Below are 22,754 nucleotides of genomic sequence, written 5' to 3' on the forward strand. Positions count from 1 at the left end.
TGGAGGGGCAACGGTCAATACACCCCTCGCCGTTGGCACGGGCACGAGGGTGGCTCGGGCGGGGAGACTCTCAGTTCGTGTCAATAGTAATAATAAGTGGTTTCAAGCGCTGCAGTGCTGCCAGACGTTTTGCAGGACAAAACGCAGCCCCCGCACGGGACGAACTGGTGAAATGATCAGCTTCCGGCAAGCGCCAGTGATCGTCCATGAGGCAGCTCACGCCTCGCCACCGGCAGGCAGCGGCCCGGTCAATTTGCGCTCAGGCGTGCAGCCATCTCCCTGATAAACTTTCCGGCTTATCCCACTGAGGGATTTTCCCAGCCGGAGCCACCGTCCGATGAGCACGATTCGCCAGGAAGACTTCATCCAGAGCATCGCCGACGCATTCCAGTACATCAGCTATTACCATCCGGTCGACTACATCAAGGCGCTGAGTGCCGCCTACGAGCGCGAACAGAGCACGGCCGCGAAGGACGCCATCGCCCAGATTCTGATCAACTCGCGCATGTGCGCCGAAGGCCACCGCCCGCTCTGCCAGGACACCGGCATCGCGCTGGTCTTCCTCAAGGTCGGCATGCACGTGAAGTGGGACGCGCAGATGAGCGTCACCGACATGGTCAACGAGGGGGTGCGCCGCGCCTACCTCGACCCCGACAACAAGCTGCGTGCCTCGGTGCTGCTCGACCCGGCCGGCAAGCGCACCAACAGCAAGGACAACACCCCGGCGGTGATTCACTACGAGATCGTCGACGGTGACGGCGTCGAGGTGATCTGCGCCGCCAAGGGCGGCGGCTCGGAAGCGAAATCGAAGTTCGCGATGCTCAATCCCTCCGACAACCTGGTCGAGTGGGTGCTGAAGACCGTACCGACGATGGGCGCCGGCTGGTGCCCGCCGGGCATCCTCGGCATCGGCATCGGCGGCACGCCGGAAAAGGCGCTGCTGCTGGCCAAGGAATCGCTGATGGCGCCGGTCGACATCCAGGAGCTGATCGCCCGCGGCCCGAGCAATCGCGCCGAGGAACTGCGCCTCGAACTCTACGAGAAGGTCAACGCCCTCGGCATCGGCGCCCAGGGCCTCGGCGGCCTGACCACCGTGCTCGACGTCAAGGTGCTCGACTACCCGACGCACGCCGCCAACCTGCCGATCGCGATGGTGCCGAACTGCGCCGCGACCCGTCACGTGCACTTCCACCTGCACGGCGAAGGCCCGGCGGTGCTGACGCCGCCGTCGCTGGACGACTGGCCGAAGCTCACCTACGACGCTAGCAAGGGCAAGCGCGTCAATCTCGACACCGTCACCCGCGAAGAAGTGGCGAGCTGGCAGCCGGGCGACGTGCTGCTGCTCAGCGGCAAGCTGCTGACCGGCCGCGACGCCGCGCACAAGCGCATGACCGACATGCTCAACCGCGGCGAGAAACTGCCGGTCGACTTCAGCGGCCGCTTCATCTACTACGTCGGCCCGGTCGATCCGGTGCGTGACGAAGTCGTCGGCCCCGCTGGCCCGACCACAGCCACGCGCATGGACAAGTTCACCCGGCAGATGCTCGAACAGACCGGCCTGCTCGGCATGGTCGGCAAGGCCGAGCGCGGCCAGATCGCCATCGACGCGATCAAGGACAACAAGGCTGTCTACCTAATGGCCGTCGGCGGCGCGGCGTATCTGGTCTCCAAGGCGATCAAGGCGAGCAAGGTACTGGCTTTCGAAGATCTCGGCATGGAGGCGATCTACGAGTTCGAGGTCAAAGACATGCCGGTCGCCGTCGCCGTCGATTCCAAGGGCACCAGCGTCCACCAGACCGGCCCGAAGGAATGGCAGGCCAAGATCGGCAAGATTCCGGTCGTCGCCGCCTAACGCTCGAACCGACAGCGGCAAACTAGAAAGGCGGCCCCACAGGCCGCCTTTTTCATGCCCGTCAACGCCACACACGCGCCGTGAGCGATGGAAGCGGCAGCGATACGCCACACACTTGCGGCGCATCGTGACGGGTTCAGTTTCCGTTCAGCCCCCGTCCTTAACCTGTCGGCGTACATCAACGACGAGGGATACGCCGATGACTCGCCCACACGCCTTGCTCGCCGCTCTGCTGGGTTGCGCACTGATGACGAACGCCGCCATCGCCGGCGGCTACAGCGGACCGGGTACCGCAACCCGCGTGACCACGGTGGCGGCAGCACTGAGCGCCGCCGATGACACGCCCGCCGTGCTGCAGGGCCACATCCTGCGCCACCACGGCAATGAGCGTTACGCCTTCAGCGATGCCAGCGGCGAGATCCTGGCGGAGATCGATGACGACGAGTGGCCCGCACGCACGATCGACGCCCAGACCCGCGTGCGACTGATCGGTGAAGTCGAGCGCGGCCTGTTCAAGCGCACGCTCGACGTCGATCGAGTCGAGATCATCGACTGAGGCGCTCGCCGCGGCCGGTGGCGCCGAAGCATGCTAGCTTCGCCCCATCGCTTCACCGCACGGAATGCCCGCCGATGATCACCGCTCAAGCCCCTTCCACGGATTGCCGCATTCAGCCCGCCAGCGCAGACGACATACCGGCTATGTGTGCGCTGCTCGCCCTGCTGTTCACACAGGAGGCGGATTTCACTGCGGATACGGCAAAGCAGGCCCGCGGTCTGCAGCTGATCCTCGATGAACCGGCCCGCGGCTGCCTGCTGGTGGCGCGCGCCGGCGAGGAACACCTCGGCATGGTCAATCTGCTGTTCACCGTCAGCACCGCCTGCGGCGCACCGGTGGCCCTGCTCGAAGACCTGATCGTCCGTCCCGAGGCGCGCGGCCGCGGCATCGGTGACGCGCTGCTGCGGGCCGCCATCGACAGCGCCCGCAACGCCGGCTGCGCGCGCATCACCCTGCTCACCGATGACGACAACCTCGCCGCCCAGCGCTTCTACACGCGGCATGGATTTGTACACTCGGCGATGCGGCCGTTGCGACTGGATCTGCTGAACGGCCGGTGACTGAGCTACCACGTCTTACCGACCGCTGGCTCAGCGAATCCGGCGGGCTGATTTACCACTGGCGTGCCTGGCGCTATCGCGCGGCCTGGGCGGCATTCAACGCCCGGGTCTGTGACTGGCTGCGCCAATGGGTGCCGCCCACGACATCCCTGGTGCTGATCGGGCCTTCAGCCGGATACACCCTGGCGGCACGCTTTCTCGCACGCTTCGACGACATCACCGCCATCGAGCCCGATCCGCTGGCGCGCTGGCTGCTGCGCCGGCGCTTTGCGGCAGCGCCGCTGCATTTCGAACCCGTCGACTACCTGACTCACCCCGCAGGACTGGCTCACCTGGCAGCCCGCCATCCGCAGGCGGCGCTGCTGTTCTGCAACGTGCTCGGTCAGAACGTCGGCACCCACGCTGGGACGCCGTTGGCGCATCGCGTGCGACGGGCGCTGCACAACCACCACTGGGCGAGCTATCACGACGTGCTGTCAGCGCCGCAGGCACCGCTGCACCCACTGCCCGCCACGGCGCCCGACACCGCGGCGGCACTGGCCGAACAGCTCTGGGGCGGCAGCGGCATCGAAGTCTGCGATCACGACACCTTCGGGCTCGGCGGATCGGCGGGCACACTGGCGCTGTGGCCACTGGCACCCGGGCAGCACCATGTCATCGAGTGGATCGTCTCGACCTCGGGCTGATCGCCTCATTCAACGTTCGCGCGGCAGCACCGGGCCGATCAGTTGACTGCGCGGCAACTGCCAGCCCAGTTCCAGCCAGCGTCGCCAACGCGCCAGGCGGGCTTCTTCATGCAGGCGTCGCTGCAGGGACTCGGTCAGCTCGGCGGTACGGGCGGAAGCAGGCTCGCGGTTCATCGCAGCACTCTCCGTAAGGCGGGTTGCATCCGCAGCCTAACGTATGCAGCGAAGCTGTCTGTTCAGGCAAACGACACAGAAGCAATACGAAGTCGCATAGCTCGAACGGAGGGCAACACCGTGAGTGTGTGAGACTTCAGAACGGCAGCGGTTCAGCCTCGGCGCCGTCTACCGAGAGCTCATCGAACGAGGAGCGGATACAGTTGCGGCCCTCGCGCTTGGCCAGGTACAGCGCGCGGTCCGCGGCAATCGTCAGCTGCTCCAGGCTGAGGCCCGGCTCCCAGGAGGCGATGCCGCCCGAAAAGGTCAGGTGCAGGTTCTCGTCTGACGACACCGCCAGTGGCGTGCGCGCCACCCGCACCCGCAACCGTTCCGCGACCACCCAGCCTTCCGACAGCGCCGTGGCCGGCATCAGCACGATGAACTCCTCGCCACCGAAACGCGCGCACAGATCGGTCGGCCGCAGCCGCTCCGTGAACATCCGCGCCAGATGCACCAGCGCCTGGTCGCCGACGGCATGGCCGTAACCATCATTGACCCGCTTGAAGTAATCGATGTCGATCAGCAACAGCGCTGCCGGCTGACCGATGCGCCCGCAGACTTCGAGCTGCGCCGGGAAGATCTCCTGCATCCAGCGGCGGTTGTGCAGGCCGGTCAGCGCATCGCGCTCGGCGGCGCTGCGGTAGCGCTGCTGCGCTTCGAGGCTATTGGCGAGCGCCAGATTGTTGCTGCGGATGCGCTCGGAAAGCACCTGCATCAGGTTCACCGCAAATTGCGGCTGCGCCGAGATCAGGGATTCGAGCAGCTCGTGCGGCACCGCCAGCAAGCGACTGTCGACACCGGCATTGACGTAGGCCGAGGGCAGTGTCGCCTCGATGAACGACATCTCGCCGACGCATTCGCCGGCGCCCACCCAGGCCAGCGGGATGCGGCTGTCCGGCCGGCGCAGCACCTGCAGCTCACCCTTGAGCACGATGTAGAGGACGTGATTGGCGCGTTCGGGATCGAGCAGCAGCTCGCCCTGGCGCAAGACGCGCTCGCTGCACTGCGCGAGCAGGCCGGCGATCGCGTCAACATCCACTCGACGGAAAAGCCTCAGGCTGGCAAGAGGATGGGGAACATCGTCCATCGAGCGCTTCTCCGGACTGCGACCGACTCAGGCCGTGGGTAGCGATGCGGGCACATCGGCGCGGGTTTCCTCGAAGATCTCGGCGAGGAAATCGAGCACGACACGGATGCGCGCAACGTAGCGCAGGTCTTTGTGCACCACCAGCCAGGCTTCGCGCGGCGGCGGCCCCTCACCGGGCAGCACGCGTTGCAGACCGGGCCAGAGATCGCCGACGCAGCGCGGCAGCAGTGCGATACCGAGCCCCGCGGCCGCGGCGCCGGCCCGGGCGAAGGCGCTGGCCGAACGCATCGCCGAGCGGGCGCCGGGCGCATGTTCGGCCTGCCAGATGGCTTCCGGCGTGTGCGCGAGCTCATCACCCTGACTGATCTGCGGATGCGCCGCCAGCTCACTGAGCTCGGCGAGCGACGGCGCCTCGGTGAGGTAGCGTGGCGAGGCGTACAGCGCAAACGGAATCAGGCCGATGCGGCGGGCAACCAGGTCGGCCGCCGTCGGCCGGAACAGCCGCACGGCGATGTCGGCCTCGTTGCGCAGGAGATCGACCGTCGCCGAGGTCAGCTGCAGGACCACTTCGATCGCCGGATAACGGCGCGCCAGCCGCCCCAGGCGCGGGGCGAGGAACAGACCGCCGACGCTCTCCGGCGCCGAGATGCGCACGGTGCCGGCAAGGCTCGAATCCTCACCGGTAACCGCGCGACTGGCCGCCATGGCGGCTTCGTCCATCGTCTGCACCGACTGCAGCATGCGGGCGCCGGCCTCGGTCAGACTCATGCCGCGCGCATGGCGATGAAACAGGCGCACGCCGAGGACATCTTCGAGCGCGGCGATGCGGCGGCCGACGGTCGGCTGATTGGTGCGCAGCTCGCGCGCAGCACCGGACAGGCTGCCGGTCTGCGCCGTCGCCAGGAAGTAGCGGTAATCGTCCCAGTCGGGTTGCGTCATCGTTGGCGGACCTCTGGAGCGAACAACAGGAGCCACAGCGCACCGCGGAGGTGCTCTGCAGGATGGCAAATCCGGGGGCGATCAGCCCGTGGTGGCATGCCGGCGGCTGTGCCGCCCGAGGTGCTCACGCACGGTGTCACCCAGCACACGCAGACCACGGTCGACCTGTTCCGGCGTCGAATGCGAGAAATTCAGGCGCATGCGTCCCTGGCGCGCCGGCGGCGTCGCGTAAAACGCGCCCCCCGGCATGAAGGCCACCTTGCGCGCCAGCACCTCCTGCAGCAGCTCGCGCTCGTCGACGGCCTCGTTCAGCGTGATCCAGAAGAACAGGCCGCCATGCGGCCGCTGCCAGGTCGCCAGATCGGCGAGGTAACGCTGCAGGCCGGCCTGCATCGCGTCACGCTGCGCACGATAGTAATCGCGCAGGCGATCGAGATGATCGAGATAACCCGCCGACTGCATGAACTGGTTGGCCCACCACTGGCCGATGCGGTTGGTGTGCAGATCGGTGCACTGCTTGATGCGCACCAGATGCGGATGGATGTCGGAAGAGGCCGCGATGTAGCCGATGCGCAGCCCCGGAATGCCGGTCTTCGAGAACGAGCCCATCACCATCCACGGTGCCCCGTCGGCGAGGCGGGTACAGATCGGCGTGCGGTCGCAGGGCTCGTAAACCAGTTCGCGATACGGCTCGTCTTCGAGCAGCGGCACGCCGCTTTCGCTGAGCACCTCGGCGACCGCGGCACGCGTGGCCTCGTCGTAGCACAGGCCCGACGGATTCTGGAACGTCGGGATCAGATAGAGGAAAGCCGGCCGCCGCTGGCGGATCGCATCACGCAACTGCTGCGGATCGAGCCCTCCGGCGCCGAGCGGCAATTCGAGGAACTCGGCACCGAAGAAACGAAACGCCTGCAGCGCCGCGAGGTAGCTCGGCGCCTCGACCGCCACCGTCGTGCCCGGATCGATGAACAGCTTCGACACCAGATCCAGCCCCTGCTGCGAGCCGCTGGTGATCAGCACCTGCTCCGCGGTACAGCTGCGCCCCAGCCCAGTCAGATAACGGGCGATGGTCGCCCGCAGTTCCGGCTCACCGTCGGTGGTGCCGTACTGGCGCAGCGTCTCCGGTACCCCGGCCAGACCGAGCGGCGGCATGGCCCGAGCGGCGGGCAGGCCACCGGCGAACGAAATCATGTCCGGCTGCTGGGTCAGGGCAAGCAGCTCGCGGATCAGCGAACTGGTCAAGCGGTCGAGGCGTTCGGAAAAGTGCATGGCGGAGTCCGGCACAACGGAAATCCAGTTAGGAGACTGCGATTCAGCGCGGCATGCAAGTGCCAACAACCCGAGACGCGGCCCACACTCATCGCGATTTGGAGCAAGGCCCTGTTTCGATTTTTCACACCGATCCGCCGCACTGGACACGCCGCTTGGCTTGCTGGAGCTTTAAAGCTACGGGTAGAGTGGCTTCATCTCAGTATCCTCGCCGCACGCTTCAGGTCCATGGGACATTTGGCGCGGATACTCGCTCTAGACATGGAACGCCTCGACGATAAAGGACGATGCGGTTCCGCGACATCTCCCTATCATTGCGGTGCCATGACTTCCACTCCTCTCGTATCGGTCTGCATCCCAACCTACCGTGGTGAGGCCCATATCCGCGCGGCCATTATTTCGGTACTGGCCCAGACTCTTGATGATTTCGAGCTGATCGTCGTCGACGATAATTCCCCCGATAACACGGCAGCACTCGTATCAAGCTTTGTCGATCCACGTATTCGCTTCTTGCGCAATCCTGCCAACCTCGGACCGGAAGGCAACTGGAACCGTTGCCTGCACGAAGCACACGGTAAATATTTCAAGCTACTGCCGCACGACGACCTGCTACATCCAGACTGTCTGCGCCGCCAGGTCGAGATACTCGAAGCCGATTCCGAAAGCAGCCTCGCTCTGGTGTTTTGTGCCCGCCAAGTCATCAACGCAGCAGGCCGGCAGCAAACCACCCGAGGGTTTCCCCACCGTCGCAGCGGCCGGATCGCCGCAAACGAAGTCATTCGCGCCTGCCTGCGCCGCGGGACCAACCTGCTTGGCGAACCTGGCGGCGTGCTGATGCGCCGCGAATTAGCCTCTCGCGTCGGCCCGTTCAACGCGGCGTTTCCTTATGTCATCGATCTCGAATACTGGTTCCGCCTGCTGCTGCATGGCGACGCTTGGTATATCGACGAGACACTAGCCTCATTTCGCGTGTCGCGCAGCCAATGGAGTGTGGTTATCGGTCGCGGTCAGAGTAAAGACTTTTCCCGGTTCATCGATCACGTTGCGAGTGCTCCGGAATATAAAGTCGCCCCTACCGACACCGTCCTTGGACACGGCATGGCACGTTTCAATCAACTGCTACGGTTACTGTATTACCGCTTCGTACTGAAATAAACACACATTAGAATAGTAGCAAAAGATATCCGCACGACCAGTCAATCGCAATGATCAGATGCCTTTTCATTTTTCATACCCAGCGGTAGACATGTATGTATAAGCCCATAAAAAATTCACTAAAATGGCTGGCAAATCCGCGGCTGCGGCTAGTGCGATTCCTTTTGGTCGGAACACTCAACACCGGATTCAGCTATTCTCTTTACGCCTTTTTTTTAATGCTCGGCATTCACTACACCATTGCCAATTTCCTAGCATTAATCATTGGCATCCTGTTTAGCTTTAAAACCCAAAGCACATTGGTTTTCAGCAATTCCAACAACAAATTACTTGGTCGTTTTTGCGTTACGTGGCTAATTATTTATATTATAAACACTTTGCTTATCGGCATACTCATTCATTTTGGTCTAAGCGGTTATACGGCAGGAGCACTCGCCCTGCCCGTCACCGTCTGCCTGTCATATCTGATGCAAAAACATTTTGTATTCAAGGTAACAGACCGCGCCTTAGCCTCCGCCCCCGGCACACTGGGCAACAACGGATAGCACTCATCCCCGGAGGCTACTCCATCAATACTCTTCTGCGCCCCCGATTGGAGCTCTGAGACCATGCCGCTGCAACTTGGAATCGTCGTGCCTTGCTACAACGAAGAAGCAGTGCTGCCAGAGACCGTGCAACGCCTGCTGGCCCTGCTCGACAGATTGAATGCAGCACAACTAATCAGTGCCGATAGTCAGCTTTATTTTGTCGACGATGGCAGCCGGGATGCGACTTGGAAACTGATTGAGCAATTTGCAGCAACGGACGCTCGTGTACATGGAGTCAAGCTTTCCCGAAATCGCGGCCATCAGAATGCATTGCTAGCCGGCCTGTTTTCAGCCAGAGGCGATGCATTGGTATCCATTGATGCTGATCTACAGGATGACGTAGAAACCATTGAGCAAATGGTACGCAAACATCTAAACGGTGCTGACATCGTTTATGGCGTTCGCTCATCACGCGCATCCGACACAGCGTTCAAACGCAGCTCAGCCGAAGCTTATTATCGTTTACTCGAATTACTCGGCGTCGAAATCGTTTACAACCATGCGGATTATCGACTGCTCAGCCGGCGAGCCTTAGAAGCACTGGGCGGATTCAACGAAGTCAACCTGTTTCTGCGCGGCATCATTCCCCTACTCGGTTTTCAGACAGCAACTGTCGAATACATACGTGAAGAGCGCTTCGCGGGCGAATCCAAATACCCCTTGCGCCGCATGCTGGGTTTAGCCATTGAGGGCGTGACCTCATTTAGCGTCACACCGCTGCGTCTGATAACAGGCCTTGGCTTGATTATCTGCGGCTTCAGCCTGCTGATGATCATCTGGATCATTTTAGGAAAGCTACTGACCGATAGTGTCGTGCCAGGCTGGGCATCCTCGGTAATCCCAATTTATTTTCTCGGCGGTGTTCAACTGCTGAGCATCGGCGTGCTCGGCGAATATATTGCCAAAATATATCTGGAAACCAAGCGCCGGCCTCGTTATTTCATTGAAAAAACCATTTAAACCATCATTCATTCACGGTATCAACCGACTGTTTGATTCATGTTCGTTTAAAATTCAGAACCACATCTCAGAAAAAGCACTAAATAAAAACCGCACCAACTCACACATTACAATCAGCAGGCAACAGGATTGTTGAAAAAGCCTTAAAGAACCGATCAGCCATGCCCACGCTCACCGCGTACGCGCATTTGGCACAAAGCAAACCAAAATAATCAGGCACAAAATACATGAACGGCATTTTCGACATACAGGTAGAAAAGCAGAAAAAGACGCTTTTTATTTGTATAAGCATATGGATCGCACACATAGCTATACTTTCATTCAACCTGCCAATATCAGAATTATTAACAAATAACCCACTCCTATATGTAGACTCTCCTTTTCATCAGTACCAATCATTCATTGCAAAACAGCTCGCAGACCACCATCAGCTGATGGGGTACGATCCATGGTTCTCTGCTGGATATCTGGGTGGTATTACCTTCAACGCGAGCGGTAAATTCCCCGCCTTACTGACGATTTTGTTTTCACCCGCCATTTCGCCGGAAACGGCATATAAATTATTTGTTTTTTTATCTGGAGCCATTGCCCCTGCTTTCATCCTGTGGGCTACCCGGATTCTCAAACTGAACGTTACAAGCACTGTTGCCGCAATGATCCTCGGCGTGCTGATGTGGTGGATCTCGGCTTTGCGCTGGTATCACGTTGTTGGCATGGTCTCTTATGTCACCGCTGTCTACGGGGTGGTAGCATTTATTGCTCTCGGCTGGAAAGCCGTCACACGCCCACCCAATATTTATACAACAGCCGGGCTTAGTCTGTTCGCAGCCTTGGGCACTTTTTATCACCCCTTGTTTGCAATACCCATTGTGCTGGCAGTCCCGTTTTTAATACTGTCAGCACCATCCAGTATCAACAGCAAATCGCTACTGATACTTCTGATTTCAATACCGGTTATCAGCTTTTTAATTAATTCATTTTGGATAATATCTATTGCATTACATGCTGGCGTAGCGAACAGCCATGGCGGCCAGTTCCAACGCGCCGTTGACGCCAGCATTATCCTTTACGAGGCGCTGGGTCGTATCGAAGGGAATGCCAGAGGCGCCAGAATTAATATTCTGCTATGGGCGTGTACGGCTTGGGCGATATTCATGAACCAAGATGCCCGCTCTCGCAGGATAGCGATCGGCTTCACTGCCGCAGCACTTGCCATCATACTGTTCGCTGCATTGGGAGCATGGTGGCCAGTATTTGTCACGATACAGCCAAACCGCCATTCAGCAGCGGCTTATTTGCTTCTCACCATCCCAGCCGCAATCGGCATTTCCGCCAGTATTGAAGCAATAAAGCAGCAAGGGTTAAAGCGCACGATAGCTATTGGTTGGACAGTCGTTTTATGTATGGCAGGCCTTTTTCTAGGCAGAGAATTCGTTAACGAATTATCATCAACCCAGACATCTCATTATGGGAAACCCGCCCCCGAAGTAAAAGGAGTTGGTGATACCACAGCGTGGATGATCAACTGGATTCGCAATAACACCGATGACGACGCACGCGTACTATTCGAAACATCGCCGGACCGTATTCATGATGGAGCGCACATTGCCGGCTACCTCGCAATGCGCACGCAAAGAGAGTTCATTGGCGGCCCTTATATTTATCTGAACTACGCAGACTTTTGGCAAGGCTACGTATTTGGCCGTCCAATCGAGCAATGGTCAGCAAACGATCTCGCCGCCAAATTCCAGCTCTACAACGTCGGCTGGATACTGACATACACACCAGCATCGAACGCTTATCTACAAAAGCTCCCCATGCTTGAGCAGGTTGCGCAGCACGGTCCGGTGACCGCATACCGGGTACAGCAAGCTCACAGCTATTTCGCTGAAGGCAGCGGTCGCGTCGTCAGCCGCCAGATCGATCGAATCGACCTGGCGGAAGTCCGAGGCGAAGCCATCACGCTCAAGTACCACTATGTCGACGGGCTGATCACCACGCCGCCCGCCACCATTGAACCGGTCTTCCTGGACGAGGACCCTCAACCGTTCATCCGCATCCTGCATCCCGCAGACAAACTCTCGATCCTTTACCCGTAAGCGCGGTCCACTGCCCTCTGCCAGTCGCGTTACTGGTTCCGCACCGAGACGCCCCACGCCGGTGTCGTCGCCGGGCGCCACTCGGCGGCCCAGTCCTCCTGCTGAGCAAGCTGCAGGAACCAGCCTTTTTCTTCGAGCGCCTGCATCACCGCGAGGACATCCTCGCGTGCCAGCTTGCGCTGTGGCGTCAGCTCCAAGTCCATCGCATGCGTCAGCTCGCCGAGCGTCTCCAGCAGCGGCCTGGGCACCGCGGCGAAATCATCCTTGACTGCACAGTAAAGATAACAGCCGTCCTTGCGGCGGCTGCGATAGATCGAACATTGCATAGTGTTTACCTCGGCCTCCATCGGCAGGCCGCGTATGATGCCGCAGCGACTTCCGGAGGTGTGCATGTCCGACATCGAGAAACTCATTCGCGGCTTCCAGCGTTTTCGTGCCCGCTACTTCGAACGCGACCGCAAGCTGTTCTCCCAGCTCGCCACGCAGGGGCAAACGCCGCGCACTTTGGTCATCGCCTGCTCGGATTCCCGTGTCGACCCGGCGATCATCACCGATGCCGAGCCCGGCGATCTGTTCGTCATCCGCAACGTCGCCAGCCTGGTGCCTCCGGCCGAGGAAGGCGGCAAGCACCACGGCACCAGCGCAGCGCTGCAGTTCGCTGTCTGCGATCTGCAGGTCGCCAATATCGTGGTCATGGGCCATGGCCATTGCGGCGGCATCCGCGCGCTGATGGAAGGCAGCGGTGACGAAAGCGACGGCTACATCGGCCCGTGGGTACATATCGCCGAGCGTGCCCGGCAGAAAGTCCTGGCCCGCTGGCCGGACGCCTCTCCTGCGTTCCAGCATCGCGCCTGCGAACGCCTGGCAGTGCTGGTCTCGCTCGACAATCTGCTGACCTTCGACTTCGTGCGCGAACGCATCGAAGCCGGCACCTTGCGCATGTTCGGCTGGTATTTCGATATCGAAAACGGCGAGCTGATGCAGTACGACGCGGAAAAAAAGCGTTTCCATGACCTCTATTTAGGGTGGGATTAGCACACCCGCACCACCAGCGCTGGTCTGCCCGACGATAGCCCGGCGGCACGCCAGCGCCTGTCACGTCAGACGCAAGCGACACAAAAGAGCAGCATGAGCCGCTCTTCGGCCGACACCGTGCCGACGTCATGATCAGCCTGAGCTTGTACACGGCAGGCACGCGGCTACGCAGTGCCAGCGAAGTCGCCGTCCCCCTTGTTCACCACGGTTGATGCCTTGAGCGCGGGATCTGTAATGCTCGGCGCCCGTTGCCCCGCGGCTGTTGCATCCGCTGATCGCAGGCGATCGGGCAAGATAGCGTCCGTTGCTCACGCGCAGGAGACGCAAAGATGACAACTCAGGATGCGACCGCCACCCAGGCGGTCACGGTATGGGATCTACCGACCCGGCTGTTCCACTGGTCGCTGGTGGCACTGATCGGCTTTCAGTGGCTGTCAGCGGAGATGGCCTGGATGCAATGGCACGTCTGGGCCGGCTACGCGGTACTGACGCTGGTGCTGTTTCGCCTGCTGTGGGGCTTCATCGGCAGCCGCACGGCGCTGTTCGCCGACTTCGTCCGCGGCCCCGCCGCCGCGATCGCCTACCTCAAGGCCGCGCGCGCCGGCACGCCGCAGCACTATGTCGGCCACAATCCGGCTGGTGGCCTGATGGTGCTCGCCCTGCTCGCCTTCGTCACCTTCCAGGGCATCACCGGTCTGTTCAGCACCGACGACATCTTCACCGAAGGCCCGCTGTACTCGCTGGTCAGTGCTGACACCGGCAGCCTGCTGACCACAGTGCACAAGCTCGCCTTCAACCTGCTGCTGGCGCTGATCGCGCTGCACATCGCCGCCGCGCTGTTCTACCTGCTCATCAAAAAGGAAAACCTGATCCGGCCGATGGTGCTCGGCAAGAAAGCCCTCCCCGCCGAACAGGTCCCCGCCGCCCGCCCGCTGGCCCCGCTGTGGCGTGCCGCCGTCGCTTTCGCGGTTGCCGCCGGCGTGGTGGCATTCGTCGTCAACCGCTGAGGACGGCCATTACGGCCCGCCGGCCTGCGCGGGCCATGCAGACAGCCCGTGGGACACAAGGTCCCCCGGGCGCCCTGTTTCAGGCGTAGTCGCTGACCGGCACGCAGGCGCACATCAGGTGGCGGTCGCCGTAGACGTTGTCGACGCGACCGACCGGGCTCCAGTACTTCCACTGGCGCAGTGCCGCGACCGGGTAGGCCGCCTGCTCGCGCGGGTAGCGGTGATTCCAGTCGTCGGCAAGCACCACCGCGGCGGTGTGCGGGGCGTGCTTGAGCGGGTTGTCCTCGGCATCGAGGGCGCCGGTTTCGACACCACGGATTTCCTCGCGGATGGCGATCATCGCCTCGACGAAGCGGTCGAGCTCGGCCAGCGACTCGCTTTCGGTCGGCTCGACCATCAGCGTGCCGGGCACCGGGAAGCTCATCGTCGGCGCGTGGAAGCCGAAATCGATCAGGCGCTTGGCAACGTCATCGACGCTGATGCCGGTGGCGTCCTTGAGCGGGCGCAGGTCGAGGATGCACTCGTGCGCGACGCGGCCGTTCGGGCCGGTGTAGAGCACCGGATAGTGCGCGGCAAGACGTGCGGCGATGTAGTTGGCGGCGAGGATGGCGCTGGCGGTGGCCTCGCGCAGCCCCTCGGCGCCCATCAGGCGGATGTAGGTCCAGGAGATCGGCAGGATCGAGGCCGAGCCGTACGGCGCCGCCGACACCGGACCGATCGCGCGCGGACCGCGGCCCGGCAGGAACTCGGCGAGGTGTGCGGCAACCGCGACCGGGCCGACACCGGGGCCGCCGCCGCCGTGCGGGATGCAGAAGGTCTTGTGCAGATTGAGGTGCGAGACGTCGCCGCCGAACTGCCCCGGCGCTGCCAGCCCGACCAGCGCATTCATGTTGGCGCCGTCGATGTACACCTGGCCGCCGTGCTCGTGAACGATCGCGCAGACTTCCTGCACATTCTCCTCGAACACACCGTGCGTCGACGGGTAGGTGATCATGATCGCGGCGAGCTTCTCGGCGTGCTGCGCGGCCTTCTGGCGCAGATCGTCGAGGTCGATGTTGCCCTGCTTGTCGCAGGCGACGACGACGACGTCGAGCCCGGCCAGATGTGCCGAAGCCGGATTGGTGCCGTGTGCCGAGGACGGGATCAGGCAGATGTTGCGGCGCCCCTCGCCGCGGCTCTCGTGATAGCGGCGGATCACCAGCAGGCCGGCGTATTCACCCTGCGAGCCGGCATTGGGCTGTAGGCTGACGGCGGCATAGCCGGTGGCCTGGCACAGCATCGCCTCCAGCCCGTCGATCAGCGCGTGGTAGCCGCTGGCCTGCTCGGCCGGCACGAAGGGATGCAGGCTGGCGAATTCCGGCCAGGTGATCGCCGCCATCTCGGTGGCGGCGTTGAGCTTCATCGTGCACGAGCCGAGCGGGATCATCGCGCGGTCGAGCGCCAGGTCCTTGTCGGCCAGCTTGCGCAGGTAGCGCATCATCTCGGTTTCGCTGTGATAGCGGCTGAACACCGGGTGTGTCAGGAAGCTGCTGCTGCGCAGCTGCGCCGGCGGCAGCACGTCTTCGATGCTGGCATCGAGCGCGTCGATGTCGGGCAGCACCGCACCGGCCGGCGCGAACGCCCCCCACAGCGCGAGCAGATCCTCGCGGGTGACGGTTTCATCGAGCGACAGGCCGATGTGGCCGGCGTCGATCGCGCGCAGGTTGTAGCCGGCCTCGCGCGCATGCTCGTGGATCGCCTGCGTATAGACGCTGGTATCGATGCGGATGGTGTCGAAGAACGGCTCGGCCGCAACCGCGTAGCCGAGCTGGCGCAGACCGGCGGCGCAGATCGCGGTCAGCCGATGCACGCGCGCAGCGATGGTGCGCAGCCCCTGCGGGCCGTGCCAGCAGGCATAGAGGCTGGCCATGATCGCCAGCAGCGCCTGCGCCGTGCAGATGTTCGAGGTCGCCTTTTCACGACGGATGTGCTGCTCGCGGGTCTGCAGCGCCAGGCGGTAGGCCGGCTCGCCGTTGCTGTCGACGGAGACACCGACCAGGCGCCCGGGCATCACCCGCTTGTGCGCATCGCGGGTGGCGAGGTAACCGGCATGCGGGCCACCGAAGCCCATCGGCACGCCGAAGCGCTGCGCGCTGCCGACCACGACATCGGCCCCCCACTCGCCGGGCGGCGTCAGCAGGCACAGCGCGAGCAGATCGGCGGCCACCACCACCAACCCCTTGCGCGCCTGCACCGCCGCAGTCACGGCGCTGAAGTCGCGCACCGCGCCGCTGGCGCCGGGGTACTGCAGCAGCGTACCGAAGCATTCCAGTGTCGGCAGGTGCTCGAACGGGTCGCCGATCACCAGTTCGATGCCGAGCGCGGCGGCGCGCGTGCGCACCACGGCGATGGTCTGCGGCAGGCAGTCTGCGTCGACGAAGAACACCGTGCTCTTGGACCTGGAACCACGCTGGCACAGCGTCATCGCCTCGGCGGCGGCGGTGGCCTCATCGAGCATCGAGGCATTGGCGATGTCCATGCCGCTCAGCTCGGCGACCATGGTCTGGAAGTTCAGCAGCGCCTCCAGCCGTCCCTGGGAAATCTCCGGCTGATACGGCGTGTAGGCGGTGTACCAGGCGGGGTTTTCCAGCACGTTGCGCAACACCACGCTCGGCGTGTGCGTACCGTAATAGCCGAGGCCGATCAGCGACTTCATCACACTGTTGTGCGCAGCGAAGCCACGCAGCTCGGCCAGCGCCTGCGCCTCGCTGACGCCGGCCGGCAGCGCCATCGGTTCGCGGCGGCGGATCGCGGCCGGCACCACCTGTTCGACCAGGGCGTCCAGCGACTCGACGCCGAGCACGGCAAGCATACGGGCACGGTCGGCGGTGTCCGGGCCGATGTGGCGGCGGACGAAATCGGTGGACTGTTCGAGTTCGGCGAGCGGACGGCGCTGCGACATGAGCTGCTCCTCGGCGTGGCGGGCATTGGGGGGCGGTGCTGACGACCGTCCAAACCGCGCATTTATAAAGCCATGTCGGCATAAGGCAAATTGATTGTGAAAATGCCGGCATTTAGGCTGGCAATGCCGTGTGCCTGCCCCCTGCCTGCGATGAACCTGCCAACCGACCTGCTGCGCACCTTCGTGACCGTCGTCGATCGCGGCGGCTTTACTGCCGCCGGCGAGGCGCTCGGGCGCTCGCAGCCGGCGGTCAGCCTGCAGATCCGCCGGCTCGAAGAACTGGTCGGCGTCGACCTGCTGACGCGCGGCGGGCGCAGCCCGCAGCTGACCGATGCCGGCCGCACACTGTGCGATTACGCCCGGCAGATGCTCGGCCTCAACGACGAAGTCATCGCCCGCCTGCACCGGCGCAGCGTCGCCGGTTGCGTGCGCCTCGGTGTGCCCAACGAGTTCGCCGACTCCTTCCTGCCGGACATCCTCGGCCGCTTCGCCACCAGCTACCCCGACGTCACCCTCGAAGTCGGCTGCGACCTGTCGACGCACCTGGTGGCAGCGCTGGCGCGCGGACGCTTCGACGTGGTCTTCGGCCTGCACGCCAGCCCGCCGGCCGAGACCGGGCCGAGCTGGCGCGAGGAGCTGGTCTGGGTCGGCAGCCCGCAGCACCAGCCGCAGACACGCCAGCCGCTGCCACTGATCGTCGCCCCGGAAGGCTGCGTCTACCGCCGCCGCATCCTCGACACACTTGGCACGCTGCATCGCCCCTGGCGCATCGCTTACACCAGCCCGAGCTTTGGCGGCATCAAGGCCGGCGTGCTGGCCGGGCTCGGCGTCACGGTGCTGGCACGCAGTGCCGTACCCGACAATCTGCGCGTGCTCGGCAGTGCCGAGCACCTGCCGGAGCTGGCGCAAATCCACGTTGCGCTGCACTACACACGTCAACGGGCCGACGAGGCAGTACTGGCGCTGGTGGAATTCATGGCCGCGCGCCTCGGCCCGGCCGAAACCGGCAGCGTCCGCCGATAAAATCAACGATTGCAAAAAACCGGCCGCACTAATCCTTTCGGGTAATGGCAAGGGGGACAGCCGGCCGTACAGTCCACGCAACGCACAGGATGTGCCTTCCACCCTACGCCGGACCCGCCGATGCCGCTGAATCCCCCCCGCCAATGCCCCGCCCGCGGCCCGCTGCCGCCTCCACTGCTGCCGCTGCTGTGTTTTTGCCTGTCGCTGCTGCTGATGATCTGGGCGACGGTCGGCACGCTGATCCACGGCAACAGCATCGCCCGCGGCCAGCCGCAGATCGCGGCGCTGGATATTGCGCTGCTGTTCGTCGGTGCCCTGTGTTCGGTGTTGATCGCGCTTGCCGGCTGGGTGCTGCGCAAGCAGCAGACCGAAACCTGGTTGCGGGCCGAGCACGAAGCGCAACTCGCCCATCTGGCCGGCCACGACGCGCTGACCGGCCTGCCCAACCGCCTGCTGCTGCGCGATCGCCTGGGGCATGACATCAGCCACGCGCAGCGTGAGTCCCGCCAGCTGGCGGTGATGTTCATCGACCTCGACCGCTTCAAGACCATCAACGACAGCCTCGGCCACGCCGTCGGTGATGAGCTGCTGCGCGTCGCGGCGCGCCGGCTGCGGGCCACGCTGCGCTCATGCGATACGCTGGCACGCATCGGCGGCGACGAGTTTGTCGTCGTCGTCGAGGACGTCGACGGTCCGGAAGCGGCCGCCCTGGTCACCCGCAAGCTGCTCGACGCGCTGCTGCAGCCGATGCCGGTGCTCGGCCGCGAGTTCGTGCTGACGGCGAGCATCGGCATCAGCCTGTATCCGCATGACGGTCTCGACGTCGACCAGCTGCTGATGGCCGCCGATACCGCGATGTATACCGTCAAGGCCTCCGGACGCGACGGCTACCGCTTCTATGAGCCGTCGATGCACGCCCGCGCGCTGACCCAGCTCGAACGCGAGCGCGATCTGCGCCGCGCGCTGGAGCTCGGTGAGTTCGAACTGCACTACCAGCCGCAGGTGGATCTCGGCAGTGGCCGCCTGAGCGGCCTCGAAGCCCTGCTGCGCTGGCGCCATCCGCAGCGCGGCCTGGTACCGCCCGACAGCTTCATTCCGCTGGCCGAGGAAACCGGGCTGATCGTGCCGATCGGGGCCTGGGTGATCTGCCATGCCTGCACGCAGCTCGCCGCCTGGCGCGCCGCCGGACTGGCGCCACCGCGTGTCGCGGTGAATCTCTCAGCGCGTCAGTTCGTCCGCCCGCAGCTGGTCAGCGAGATTCTCGATGCCGTCGGCCGCGCCGGCCTCGACGTCAGCATGCTCGAACTCGAAATCACCGAAAGCGCGCTGATGCACGATGTCGAAAGTGCCATCCGGCAAATGAACGAGCTGCACGACGCCGGCCTGCGTCTGGCGATCGATGATTTCGGCACCGGCTATTCCTCGCTCGCCTACCTGCAGCGCTTCCCGGTCGGACTGCTGAAGATCGACCGCACCTTCATCGCCGACATGACGACGAACCACGCCAATGCGGCGATTGCCCGCACCGTCGTGCAGCTCGCGCAGAACCTCGGCCTGCAGGTACTCGCCGAAGGCGTCGAGGAGCGCGCGCAGGTGCAGATGCTGCGCGCGCTGGGCTGTCACTTCGCCCAGGGCTGGCTGTTCGCCCGCGCACTCGAACCGGCGGCGGTCGAACAACTGCTGCGCGCCGAGCGCAGCGGCAAGCGGCTGCTCACGCCAGCTACGGCAGCACTCGGCAGCAGCGCCGAGCACCCCATACTCATCAGCGGTTTATGCGCCTGAGCGCTCAGCCGCGGCAGTAGCGCTGGGCGACGAACGGCATCGGCGCGACGCTGACCGGCAGCGGCTTGCCGCGCACCAGCGCATCGAGACGGGTACCGACGGCGGCGTAGGCGAACTCGACGTAAGCCATCGCCACCGGCTTGCCGGCACTCGGACCGAAGCCGCCACTGGTGACACGGCCGACGACGTGGCCGTCGGCATTGAGCAGATCGGTGCCCTCGCGCACCGGCGCACGCCCTTCACCGAGCAGGCCGACGCGCTGGCGGCGGCAGCCGCTGGCCAGCTGTTCGAGGATCACCGCGGCGCCGGGGAAACCGCCGGCACGCGCACCGCCGCTGCGCCGCACCTTCTGGATCGCCCAGGACAGCGCGGCCTCGACCGGCGTGGTGCCGGTATCGATGTCGTGGCCGTACAGGCACAGCCCTGACTCCAGACGCAGCGAATCACGTGCACCGAGGCCGATCGGCATCACTTCGGGGGCGGCGAGCAGCGCGCGGGCGAGCTCCTCGGCCCGTTCGGCCGGCACCGAAATTTCGAAGCCGTCTTCGCCGGTATAGCCGGAGCGACTGGCGAAGCACGGGATGCCGGCCACCTCCAGTGGGCGGAAGTCCATGAATTTCATGCCGGCACAGCCCGGCGCCAGACGCTCGAACACCGCAGCAGCGGCCGGCCCCTGCAGCGCCAGCAGTGCGCGATCGGCGAGCTCGGTGACACGCACCTCCGGTTCCAGGTGCGCGCGCAGATGGGCGATGTCCTGTGCCTTGCAGGCGGCGTTGACGACCAGGAACAGGTGATCACCGGCGTTGACGATCATCAGGTCATCGAGGATGCCGCCCTGGGCATTGGTGAACAGCCCGTAGCGCTGGCGATTGACGCCGAGGCCAAGCACGTCGACCGGCACCATCGACTCCAGACGCTCGGCCGCACGCACGCCATCGAGCCGCACCTGGCCCATGTGTGAAACATCGAACAGGCCGGCCTGAGCGCGGGTATGCAGATGCTCCTTGAGCACCCCGGCGGGATACTGCACCGGCATGTCGTAGCCGGCGAACGGAACCATGCGTGCGCCGAGCTCAAGATGCAGGGCATGCAGCGGGGTACGGGCGAGTTCGCTCATCGCGGAAAGCTCCTGGGCCAAAGCGCGTACGGCGGGAAAACGTGACATGTTAGGCCCGCCGCGCCGCTTGCGGAAATCAATCCTGCAAATGCCGGCATTGCCACCGGCAATCGCAGCCTCGCTCCCGACCTCAGCGCGTTCCCATCCAGTTACGCACGGCCCCGACCAGGCCGAGTGCGCTGAACAGCGCCAGCGTCCACACCGGCATCGCAAAACCGAACAGCGTCCAGTCGATCTTCGCGCAGTCACCGGAGCCGCGCATGATCGTGCCGAGCGCCTCCAGCAGCGGGAAATTCTCGACCAGATAGTCGAAGCCAGGGCCGCAGGCCGGCACCTGATCGGCTGGCAGGCTCTGCAGCCAGACCTGCCGGCCGGCGACGCCGGCGCCGGCGCCGGCGGCAAGCAGGATCAGCAGTGCATAGATGCGGCTGCCCCAGCCGTGCGGATCGTGCAGTGCGGCGACGACGAAGACGATGCCGAGCGCAAAGATGGCGATGCGCTGCAGGATGCACAGCGGGCAGGGTTCGATGTGCTCGAACATCTGCAGGTAGACCGCGAACAGCAGCGACAGCAGGCAGGCCAGAAAGCCCAGCATGTTGAACAGGCGCGGCGATACCGGACGGCGGCCGCTGGGAACGACGGAAGCGACGGGCATGACGGAAGTTCTCGCAAGGGTGGAAGACAGGACCGGTCTGTGCCGGTGTGGTGCGCCCGCTTCGAGCGCACCACACCGCCGCCGGTTCGGATGGATTCAGCTGCGATCGGCGGGCTTGCGGTCAGCATGACCGAGGTCGCGCTCGGGGTCGATCAGGTCACGCACCCGCTGTTTGAGTTCCTTGGCCTCCGGAAAGCGGCCCTCGCCTTTGCGCGACCAGACGTTGACGCCGTCGACACGCACTTCGAAGACGCCGCCGGTGCCGGGGATCAGCGCGACTTCTCCGAGATCGGTATCAAAGGTGCTGAGCAGCTCCTGCGCCAGCCAGGCGGCACGCAGCAGCCAGCGGCACTGCGTGCAGTAGGTGATGTCGACGCGCGGACGGACGGGGACGACGGGCGTTGACTGCATCGGATGCCACCTCAGAGTCGTTCGAGAAAAGCCGGGCCGCCGAGATTGTTCATCTGTCCGAGGATCCACTGTACGCGCCGGCGCACGTGGGCATCCGGCGCATCGAGGCGATAGCGCAGCGGATTGGGCAGCACCGCGGCCATGCGTGCGGCCTCGGCGGCGGACAGATCCCAGGCGGCCTTGCCGAAATAGCGCCGTGCGGCGGCCTCGGCACCATAGACATGATCACCGAACTGCGCGAAGTTCAAATACATTTCCAGGATGCGGCGCTTGTCCCAGAGCGTCTCGATCAGCAGCGTGAACCATACCTCCAGCGCCTTGCGCAGGTAGCTGCGCCCGCTCCACAGGAACAGGTTCTTCGCCACCTGCTGGCTGATGGTGCTGGCACCACGCGGCGCCTCGCCGTCCTCGCGCGCCTGCTCGATCGCCTTGCGGATCTCGACCAGATCAAAGCCGTGATGCTCGGGAAAGCGCTGGTCCTCGGCGGCGATCACCGCCACGCCAAGCTGCCCGCTGATCGCCGCCAGCGGCACCCAGTGCTGCGCCGGCAGGCTGCGCGAGGGCTCTTCGAGCCAGTCAGCAAGCATGAAGGCACTGAACGGCGGTGCCCACTCGCCCAGCGCCCAGACCCACAGCACACTCGCCACGATGGCGGCAGCCAGCGTTCCCAGTGTCCAGCGCCACAGACGCCGCCACCCTGTGCGGATAAGCTCATTCATCGGTGCAGTATGCCCGCCACCTGCGGGCCGCGGCAGCCACCAGCCGCTCAGGAGACCGTACACTACGCCGACGCTCCGCCGGGGCGGGCGCGGCCGGC

At 64.0% G+C, this 22,754-nt stretch carries 23 protein-coding genes; 12 read left to right on the forward strand and 11 right to left on the reverse strand.

The annotated features are described in order from the left end of the window. Positions 1 to 70: 70 nt before the first annotated feature. On the reverse strand, positions 71 to 208 hold the full coding sequence (locus tag C7443_RS20205; protein ID WP_170123687.1) for a hypothetical protein: 138 nt from the start codon (positions 206 to 208) through the stop codon (positions 71 to 73). A 129-nt stretch (positions 209 to 337) separates the two neighbouring features. Here C7443_RS20205 and C7443_RS18210 point away from each other — a divergent pair, with 129 nt between their 5' ends. From C7443_RS18210 to C7443_RS18225, 4 genes are all read left to right on the forward strand, one after another. Continuing rightward, on the forward strand, positions 338 to 1,852 hold the full coding sequence (locus C7443_RS18210; protein WP_110020265.1) for a fumarate hydratase: 1,515 nt from the start codon (positions 338 to 340) through the stop codon (positions 1,850 to 1,852). A gap of 199 nt (positions 1,853 to 2,051) precedes the next feature. Beyond that, positions 2,052 to 2,408, forward strand: coding sequence for a YgiW/YdeI family stress tolerance OB fold protein (locus C7443_RS18215; protein ID WP_110020267.1), 357 nt, complete (start codon positions 2,052 to 2,054; stop codon positions 2,406 to 2,408). 74 nt (positions 2,409 to 2,482) lie between these two features. After that, entirely contained in the window at positions 2,483 to 2,968 is a 486-nt protein-coding gene (locus C7443_RS18220) for a GNAT family N-acetyltransferase (protein WP_110020269.1), read from the forward strand. Beyond that, positions 2,965 to 3,654: a hypothetical protein gene (locus C7443_RS18225; protein ID WP_110020271.1), complete on the forward strand. Its 690-nt coding sequence runs from the start codon at positions 2,965 to 2,967 to the stop codon at positions 3,652 to 3,654. The genes C7443_RS18220 and C7443_RS18225 overlap by 4 nt, the downstream gene beginning before the upstream one ends. 9 nt (positions 3,655 to 3,663) lie before the next feature. Here C7443_RS18225 and C7443_RS20210 read toward each other — a convergent pair whose 3' ends face one another. The 4 genes from C7443_RS20210 to C7443_RS18240 all read right to left on the reverse strand — a co-directional run bounded on the left by C7443_RS20210 (position 3,664) and on the right by C7443_RS18240 (position 7,165). After that, complete coding sequence (locus C7443_RS20210) at positions 3,664 to 3,828, reverse strand: hypothetical protein (RefSeq protein ID WP_170123688.1); 165 nt, start codon at positions 3,826 to 3,828, stop codon at positions 3,664 to 3,666. A gap of 136 nt (positions 3,829 to 3,964) precedes the next feature. Then, a complete protein-coding gene (locus C7443_RS18230) occupies positions 3,965 to 4,957 on the reverse strand; it encodes a GGDEF domain-containing protein (protein WP_110020272.1) in 993 nt (330 codons plus the stop codon). Positions 4,958 to 4,984: 27 nt separating this feature from the next. After that, positions 4,985 to 5,896 carry a LysR family transcriptional regulator gene (locus C7443_RS18235; protein ID WP_110020274.1) on the reverse strand — a complete coding sequence of 304 codons (912 nt, stop codon included), beginning with the start codon at positions 5,894 to 5,896 and terminating at the stop codon, positions 4,985 to 4,987. An 81-nt stretch (positions 5,897 to 5,977) separates the two neighbouring features. Beyond that, positions 5,978 to 7,165: an aminotransferase-like domain-containing protein gene (locus C7443_RS18240; RefSeq protein ID WP_110020276.1), complete on the reverse strand. Its 1,188-nt coding sequence runs from the start codon at positions 7,163 to 7,165 to the stop codon at positions 5,978 to 5,980. A 261-nt stretch (positions 7,166 to 7,426) separates the two neighbouring features. Between C7443_RS18240 and C7443_RS18245 the strand changes: the two genes are divergently transcribed. From C7443_RS18245 to C7443_RS19990, 4 genes are all read left to right on the forward strand, one after another. Further along, positions 7,427 to 8,320, forward strand: a complete 894-nt coding sequence (locus C7443_RS18245) for a glycosyltransferase family 2 protein (RefSeq protein ID WP_170123689.1) — start codon at positions 7,427 to 7,429, stop codon at positions 8,318 to 8,320. A gap of 95 nt (positions 8,321 to 8,415) precedes the next feature. After that, positions 8,416 to 8,865, forward strand: a complete 450-nt coding sequence (locus C7443_RS18250; protein WP_110020280.1) for a GtrA family protein — start codon at positions 8,416 to 8,418, stop codon at positions 8,863 to 8,865. Between the two features lie 63 nt (positions 8,866 to 8,928). Then, a complete protein-coding gene (locus C7443_RS18255; RefSeq protein ID WP_110020281.1) occupies positions 8,929 to 9,867 on the forward strand; it encodes a glycosyltransferase family 2 protein in 939 nt (312 codons plus the stop codon). A 227-nt stretch (positions 9,868 to 10,094) separates the two neighbouring features. Next, the gene (locus C7443_RS19990) at positions 10,095 to 11,966 is read left to right on the forward strand and encodes a hypothetical protein (RefSeq protein ID WP_146213342.1); all 1,872 of its coding nucleotides are present in this window, start codon (positions 10,095 to 10,097) and stop codon (positions 11,964 to 11,966) included. 29 nt (positions 11,967 to 11,995) lie between these two features. On the opposite strand, the gene C7443_RS18265 is transcribed toward C7443_RS19990, so the two are convergent. Continuing rightward, positions 11,996 to 12,292, reverse strand: a complete 297-nt coding sequence (locus C7443_RS18265) for a YcgL domain-containing protein (RefSeq protein ID WP_110020285.1) — start codon at positions 12,290 to 12,292, stop codon at positions 11,996 to 11,998. Positions 12,293 to 12,356: 64 nt separating this feature from the next. Between C7443_RS18265 and C7443_RS18270 the strand changes: the two genes are divergently transcribed. Together C7443_RS18270 and C7443_RS18275 are read left to right on the forward strand one after the other, a co-directional pair. Continuing rightward, a complete protein-coding gene (locus C7443_RS18270; RefSeq protein WP_110020287.1) occupies positions 12,357 to 13,001 on the forward strand; it encodes a carbonic anhydrase in 645 nt (214 codons plus the stop codon). Positions 13,002 to 13,330: 329 nt separating this feature from the next. After that, entirely contained in the window at positions 13,331 to 14,008 is a 678-nt protein-coding gene (locus tag C7443_RS18275; protein WP_110020288.1) for a cytochrome b/b6 domain-containing protein, read from the forward strand. A gap of 79 nt (positions 14,009 to 14,087) precedes the next feature. Here the strand turns inward: C7443_RS18275 and gcvP are convergent, their stop codons facing one another. After that, positions 14,088 to 16,949, reverse strand: coding sequence for an aminomethyl-transferring glycine dehydrogenase (gene gcvP, locus C7443_RS18280; protein ID WP_110020290.1), 2,862 nt, complete (start codon positions 16,947 to 16,949; stop codon positions 14,088 to 14,090). A 150-nt stretch (positions 16,950 to 17,099) separates the two neighbouring features. Between gcvP and C7443_RS18285 the strand changes: the two genes are divergently transcribed. Further along, positions 17,100 to 17,972, forward strand: a complete 873-nt coding sequence (locus tag C7443_RS18285) for a LysR substrate-binding domain-containing protein (RefSeq protein ID WP_110020291.1) — start codon at positions 17,100 to 17,102, stop codon at positions 17,970 to 17,972. Between the two features lie 120 nt (positions 17,973 to 18,092). Beyond that, positions 18,093 to 19,754: a putative bifunctional diguanylate cyclase/phosphodiesterase gene (locus C7443_RS18290; protein ID WP_110020293.1), complete on the forward strand. Its 1,662-nt coding sequence runs from the start codon at positions 18,093 to 18,095 to the stop codon at positions 19,752 to 19,754. Between the two features lie 4 nt (positions 19,755 to 19,758). On the opposite strand, the gene gcvT is transcribed toward C7443_RS18290, so the two are convergent. The 4 genes from gcvT to mtgA form a co-directional block, all read right to left on the reverse strand. Continuing rightward, the gene (gene gcvT / locus C7443_RS18295) at positions 19,759 to 20,871 is read right to left on the reverse strand and encodes a glycine cleavage system aminomethyltransferase GcvT (RefSeq protein ID WP_110020295.1); all 1,113 of its coding nucleotides are present in this window, start codon (positions 20,869 to 20,871) and stop codon (positions 19,759 to 19,761) included. A 130-nt stretch (positions 20,872 to 21,001) separates the two neighbouring features. After that, positions 21,002 to 21,526, reverse strand: coding sequence for a disulfide bond formation protein B (locus C7443_RS18300; RefSeq protein WP_110020296.1), 525 nt, complete (start codon positions 21,524 to 21,526; stop codon positions 21,002 to 21,004). Positions 21,527 to 21,622: 96 nt separating this feature from the next. Continuing rightward, positions 21,623 to 21,937: an Rdx family protein gene (locus C7443_RS18305; RefSeq protein ID WP_110020298.1), complete on the reverse strand. Its 315-nt coding sequence runs from the start codon at positions 21,935 to 21,937 to the stop codon at positions 21,623 to 21,625. An 11-nt stretch (positions 21,938 to 21,948) separates the two neighbouring features. Continuing rightward, on the reverse strand, positions 21,949 to 22,656 hold the full coding sequence (gene mtgA, locus C7443_RS18310) for a monofunctional biosynthetic peptidoglycan transglycosylase (protein ID WP_110020299.1): 708 nt from the start codon (positions 22,654 to 22,656) through the stop codon (positions 21,949 to 21,951). Positions 22,657 to 22,754: the final 98 nt, after the last annotated feature.

The organism is Plasticicumulans acidivorans, assembly GCF_003182095.1.
GTDB lineage: Bacteria > Pseudomonadota > Gammaproteobacteria > Competibacterales > Competibacteraceae > Plasticicumulans > Plasticicumulans acidivorans.

Bases quoted from the DNA above. Each gene is read 5' to 3' on its own strand.
- C7443_RS20205 (WP_170123687.1), bottom strand. From the start codon at position 208: ATGGACGATCACTGGCGCTTGCCGGAAGCTGATCATTTCACCAGTTCG.
- C7443_RS18210 (WP_110020265.1), top strand. From the start codon at position 338: ATGAGCACGATTCGCCAGGAAGACTTCATCCAGAGCATCGCCGACGCA.
- C7443_RS18215 (WP_110020267.1), top strand. From the start codon at position 2,052: ATGACTCGCCCACACGCCTTGCTCGCCGCTCTGCTGGGTTGCGCACTG.
- C7443_RS18220 (WP_110020269.1), top strand. From the start codon at position 2,483: ATGATCACCGCTCAAGCCCCTTCCACGGATTGCCGCATTCAGCCCGCC.
- C7443_RS20210 (WP_170123688.1), bottom strand. From the start codon at position 3,828: ATGAACCGCGAGCCTGCTTCCGCCCGTACCGCCGAGCTGACCGAGTCC.
- C7443_RS18230 (WP_110020272.1), bottom strand. From the start codon at position 4,957: ATGGACGATGTTCCCCATCCTCTTGCCAGCCTGAGGCTTTTCCGTCGA.
- C7443_RS18235 (WP_110020274.1), bottom strand. From the start codon at position 5,896: ATGACGCAACCCGACTGGGACGATTACCGCTACTTCCTGGCGACGGCG.
- C7443_RS18240 (WP_110020276.1), bottom strand. From the start codon at position 7,165: ATGCACTTTTCCGAACGCCTCGACCGCTTGACCAGTTCGCTGATCCGC.
- C7443_RS18245 (WP_170123689.1), top strand. From the start codon at position 7,427: ATGGAACGCCTCGACGATAAAGGACGATGCGGTTCCGCGACATCTCCC.
- C7443_RS18250 (WP_110020280.1), top strand. From the start codon at position 8,416: ATGTATAAGCCCATAAAAAATTCACTAAAATGGCTGGCAAATCCGCGG.
- C7443_RS18255 (WP_110020281.1), top strand. From the start codon at position 8,929: ATGCCGCTGCAACTTGGAATCGTCGTGCCTTGCTACAACGAAGAAGCA.
- C7443_RS19990 (WP_146213342.1), top strand. From the start codon at position 10,095: ATGAACGGCATTTTCGACATACAGGTAGAAAAGCAGAAAAAGACGCTT.
- C7443_RS18265 (WP_110020285.1), bottom strand. From the start codon at position 12,292: ATGCAATGTTCGATCTATCGCAGCCGCCGCAAGGACGGCTGTTATCTT.
- C7443_RS18270 (WP_110020287.1), top strand. From the start codon at position 12,357: ATGTCCGACATCGAGAAACTCATTCGCGGCTTCCAGCGTTTTCGTGCC.
- C7443_RS18275 (WP_110020288.1), top strand. From the start codon at position 13,331: ATGACAACTCAGGATGCGACCGCCACCCAGGCGGTCACGGTATGGGAT.
- gcvP (WP_110020290.1), bottom strand. From the start codon at position 16,949: ATGTCGCAGCGCCGTCCGCTCGCCGAACTCGAACAGTCCACCGATTTC.
- C7443_RS18285 (WP_110020291.1), top strand. From the start codon at position 17,100: ATGAACCTGCCAACCGACCTGCTGCGCACCTTCGTGACCGTCGTCGAT.
- C7443_RS18290 (WP_110020293.1), top strand. From the start codon at position 18,093: ATGCCGCTGAATCCCCCCCGCCAATGCCCCGCCCGCGGCCCGCTGCCG.
- gcvT (WP_110020295.1), bottom strand. From the start codon at position 20,871: ATGAGCGAACTCGCCCGTACCCCGCTGCATGCCCTGCATCTTGAGCTC.
- C7443_RS18300 (WP_110020296.1), bottom strand. From the start codon at position 21,526: ATGCCCGTCGCTTCCGTCGTTCCCAGCGGCCGCCGTCCGGTATCGCCG.
- C7443_RS18305 (WP_110020298.1), bottom strand. From the start codon at position 21,937: ATGCAGTCAACGCCCGTCGTCCCCGTCCGTCCGCGCGTCGACATCACC.
- mtgA (WP_110020299.1), bottom strand. From the start codon at position 22,656: ATGAATGAGCTTATCCGCACAGGGTGGCGGCGTCTGTGGCGCTGGACA.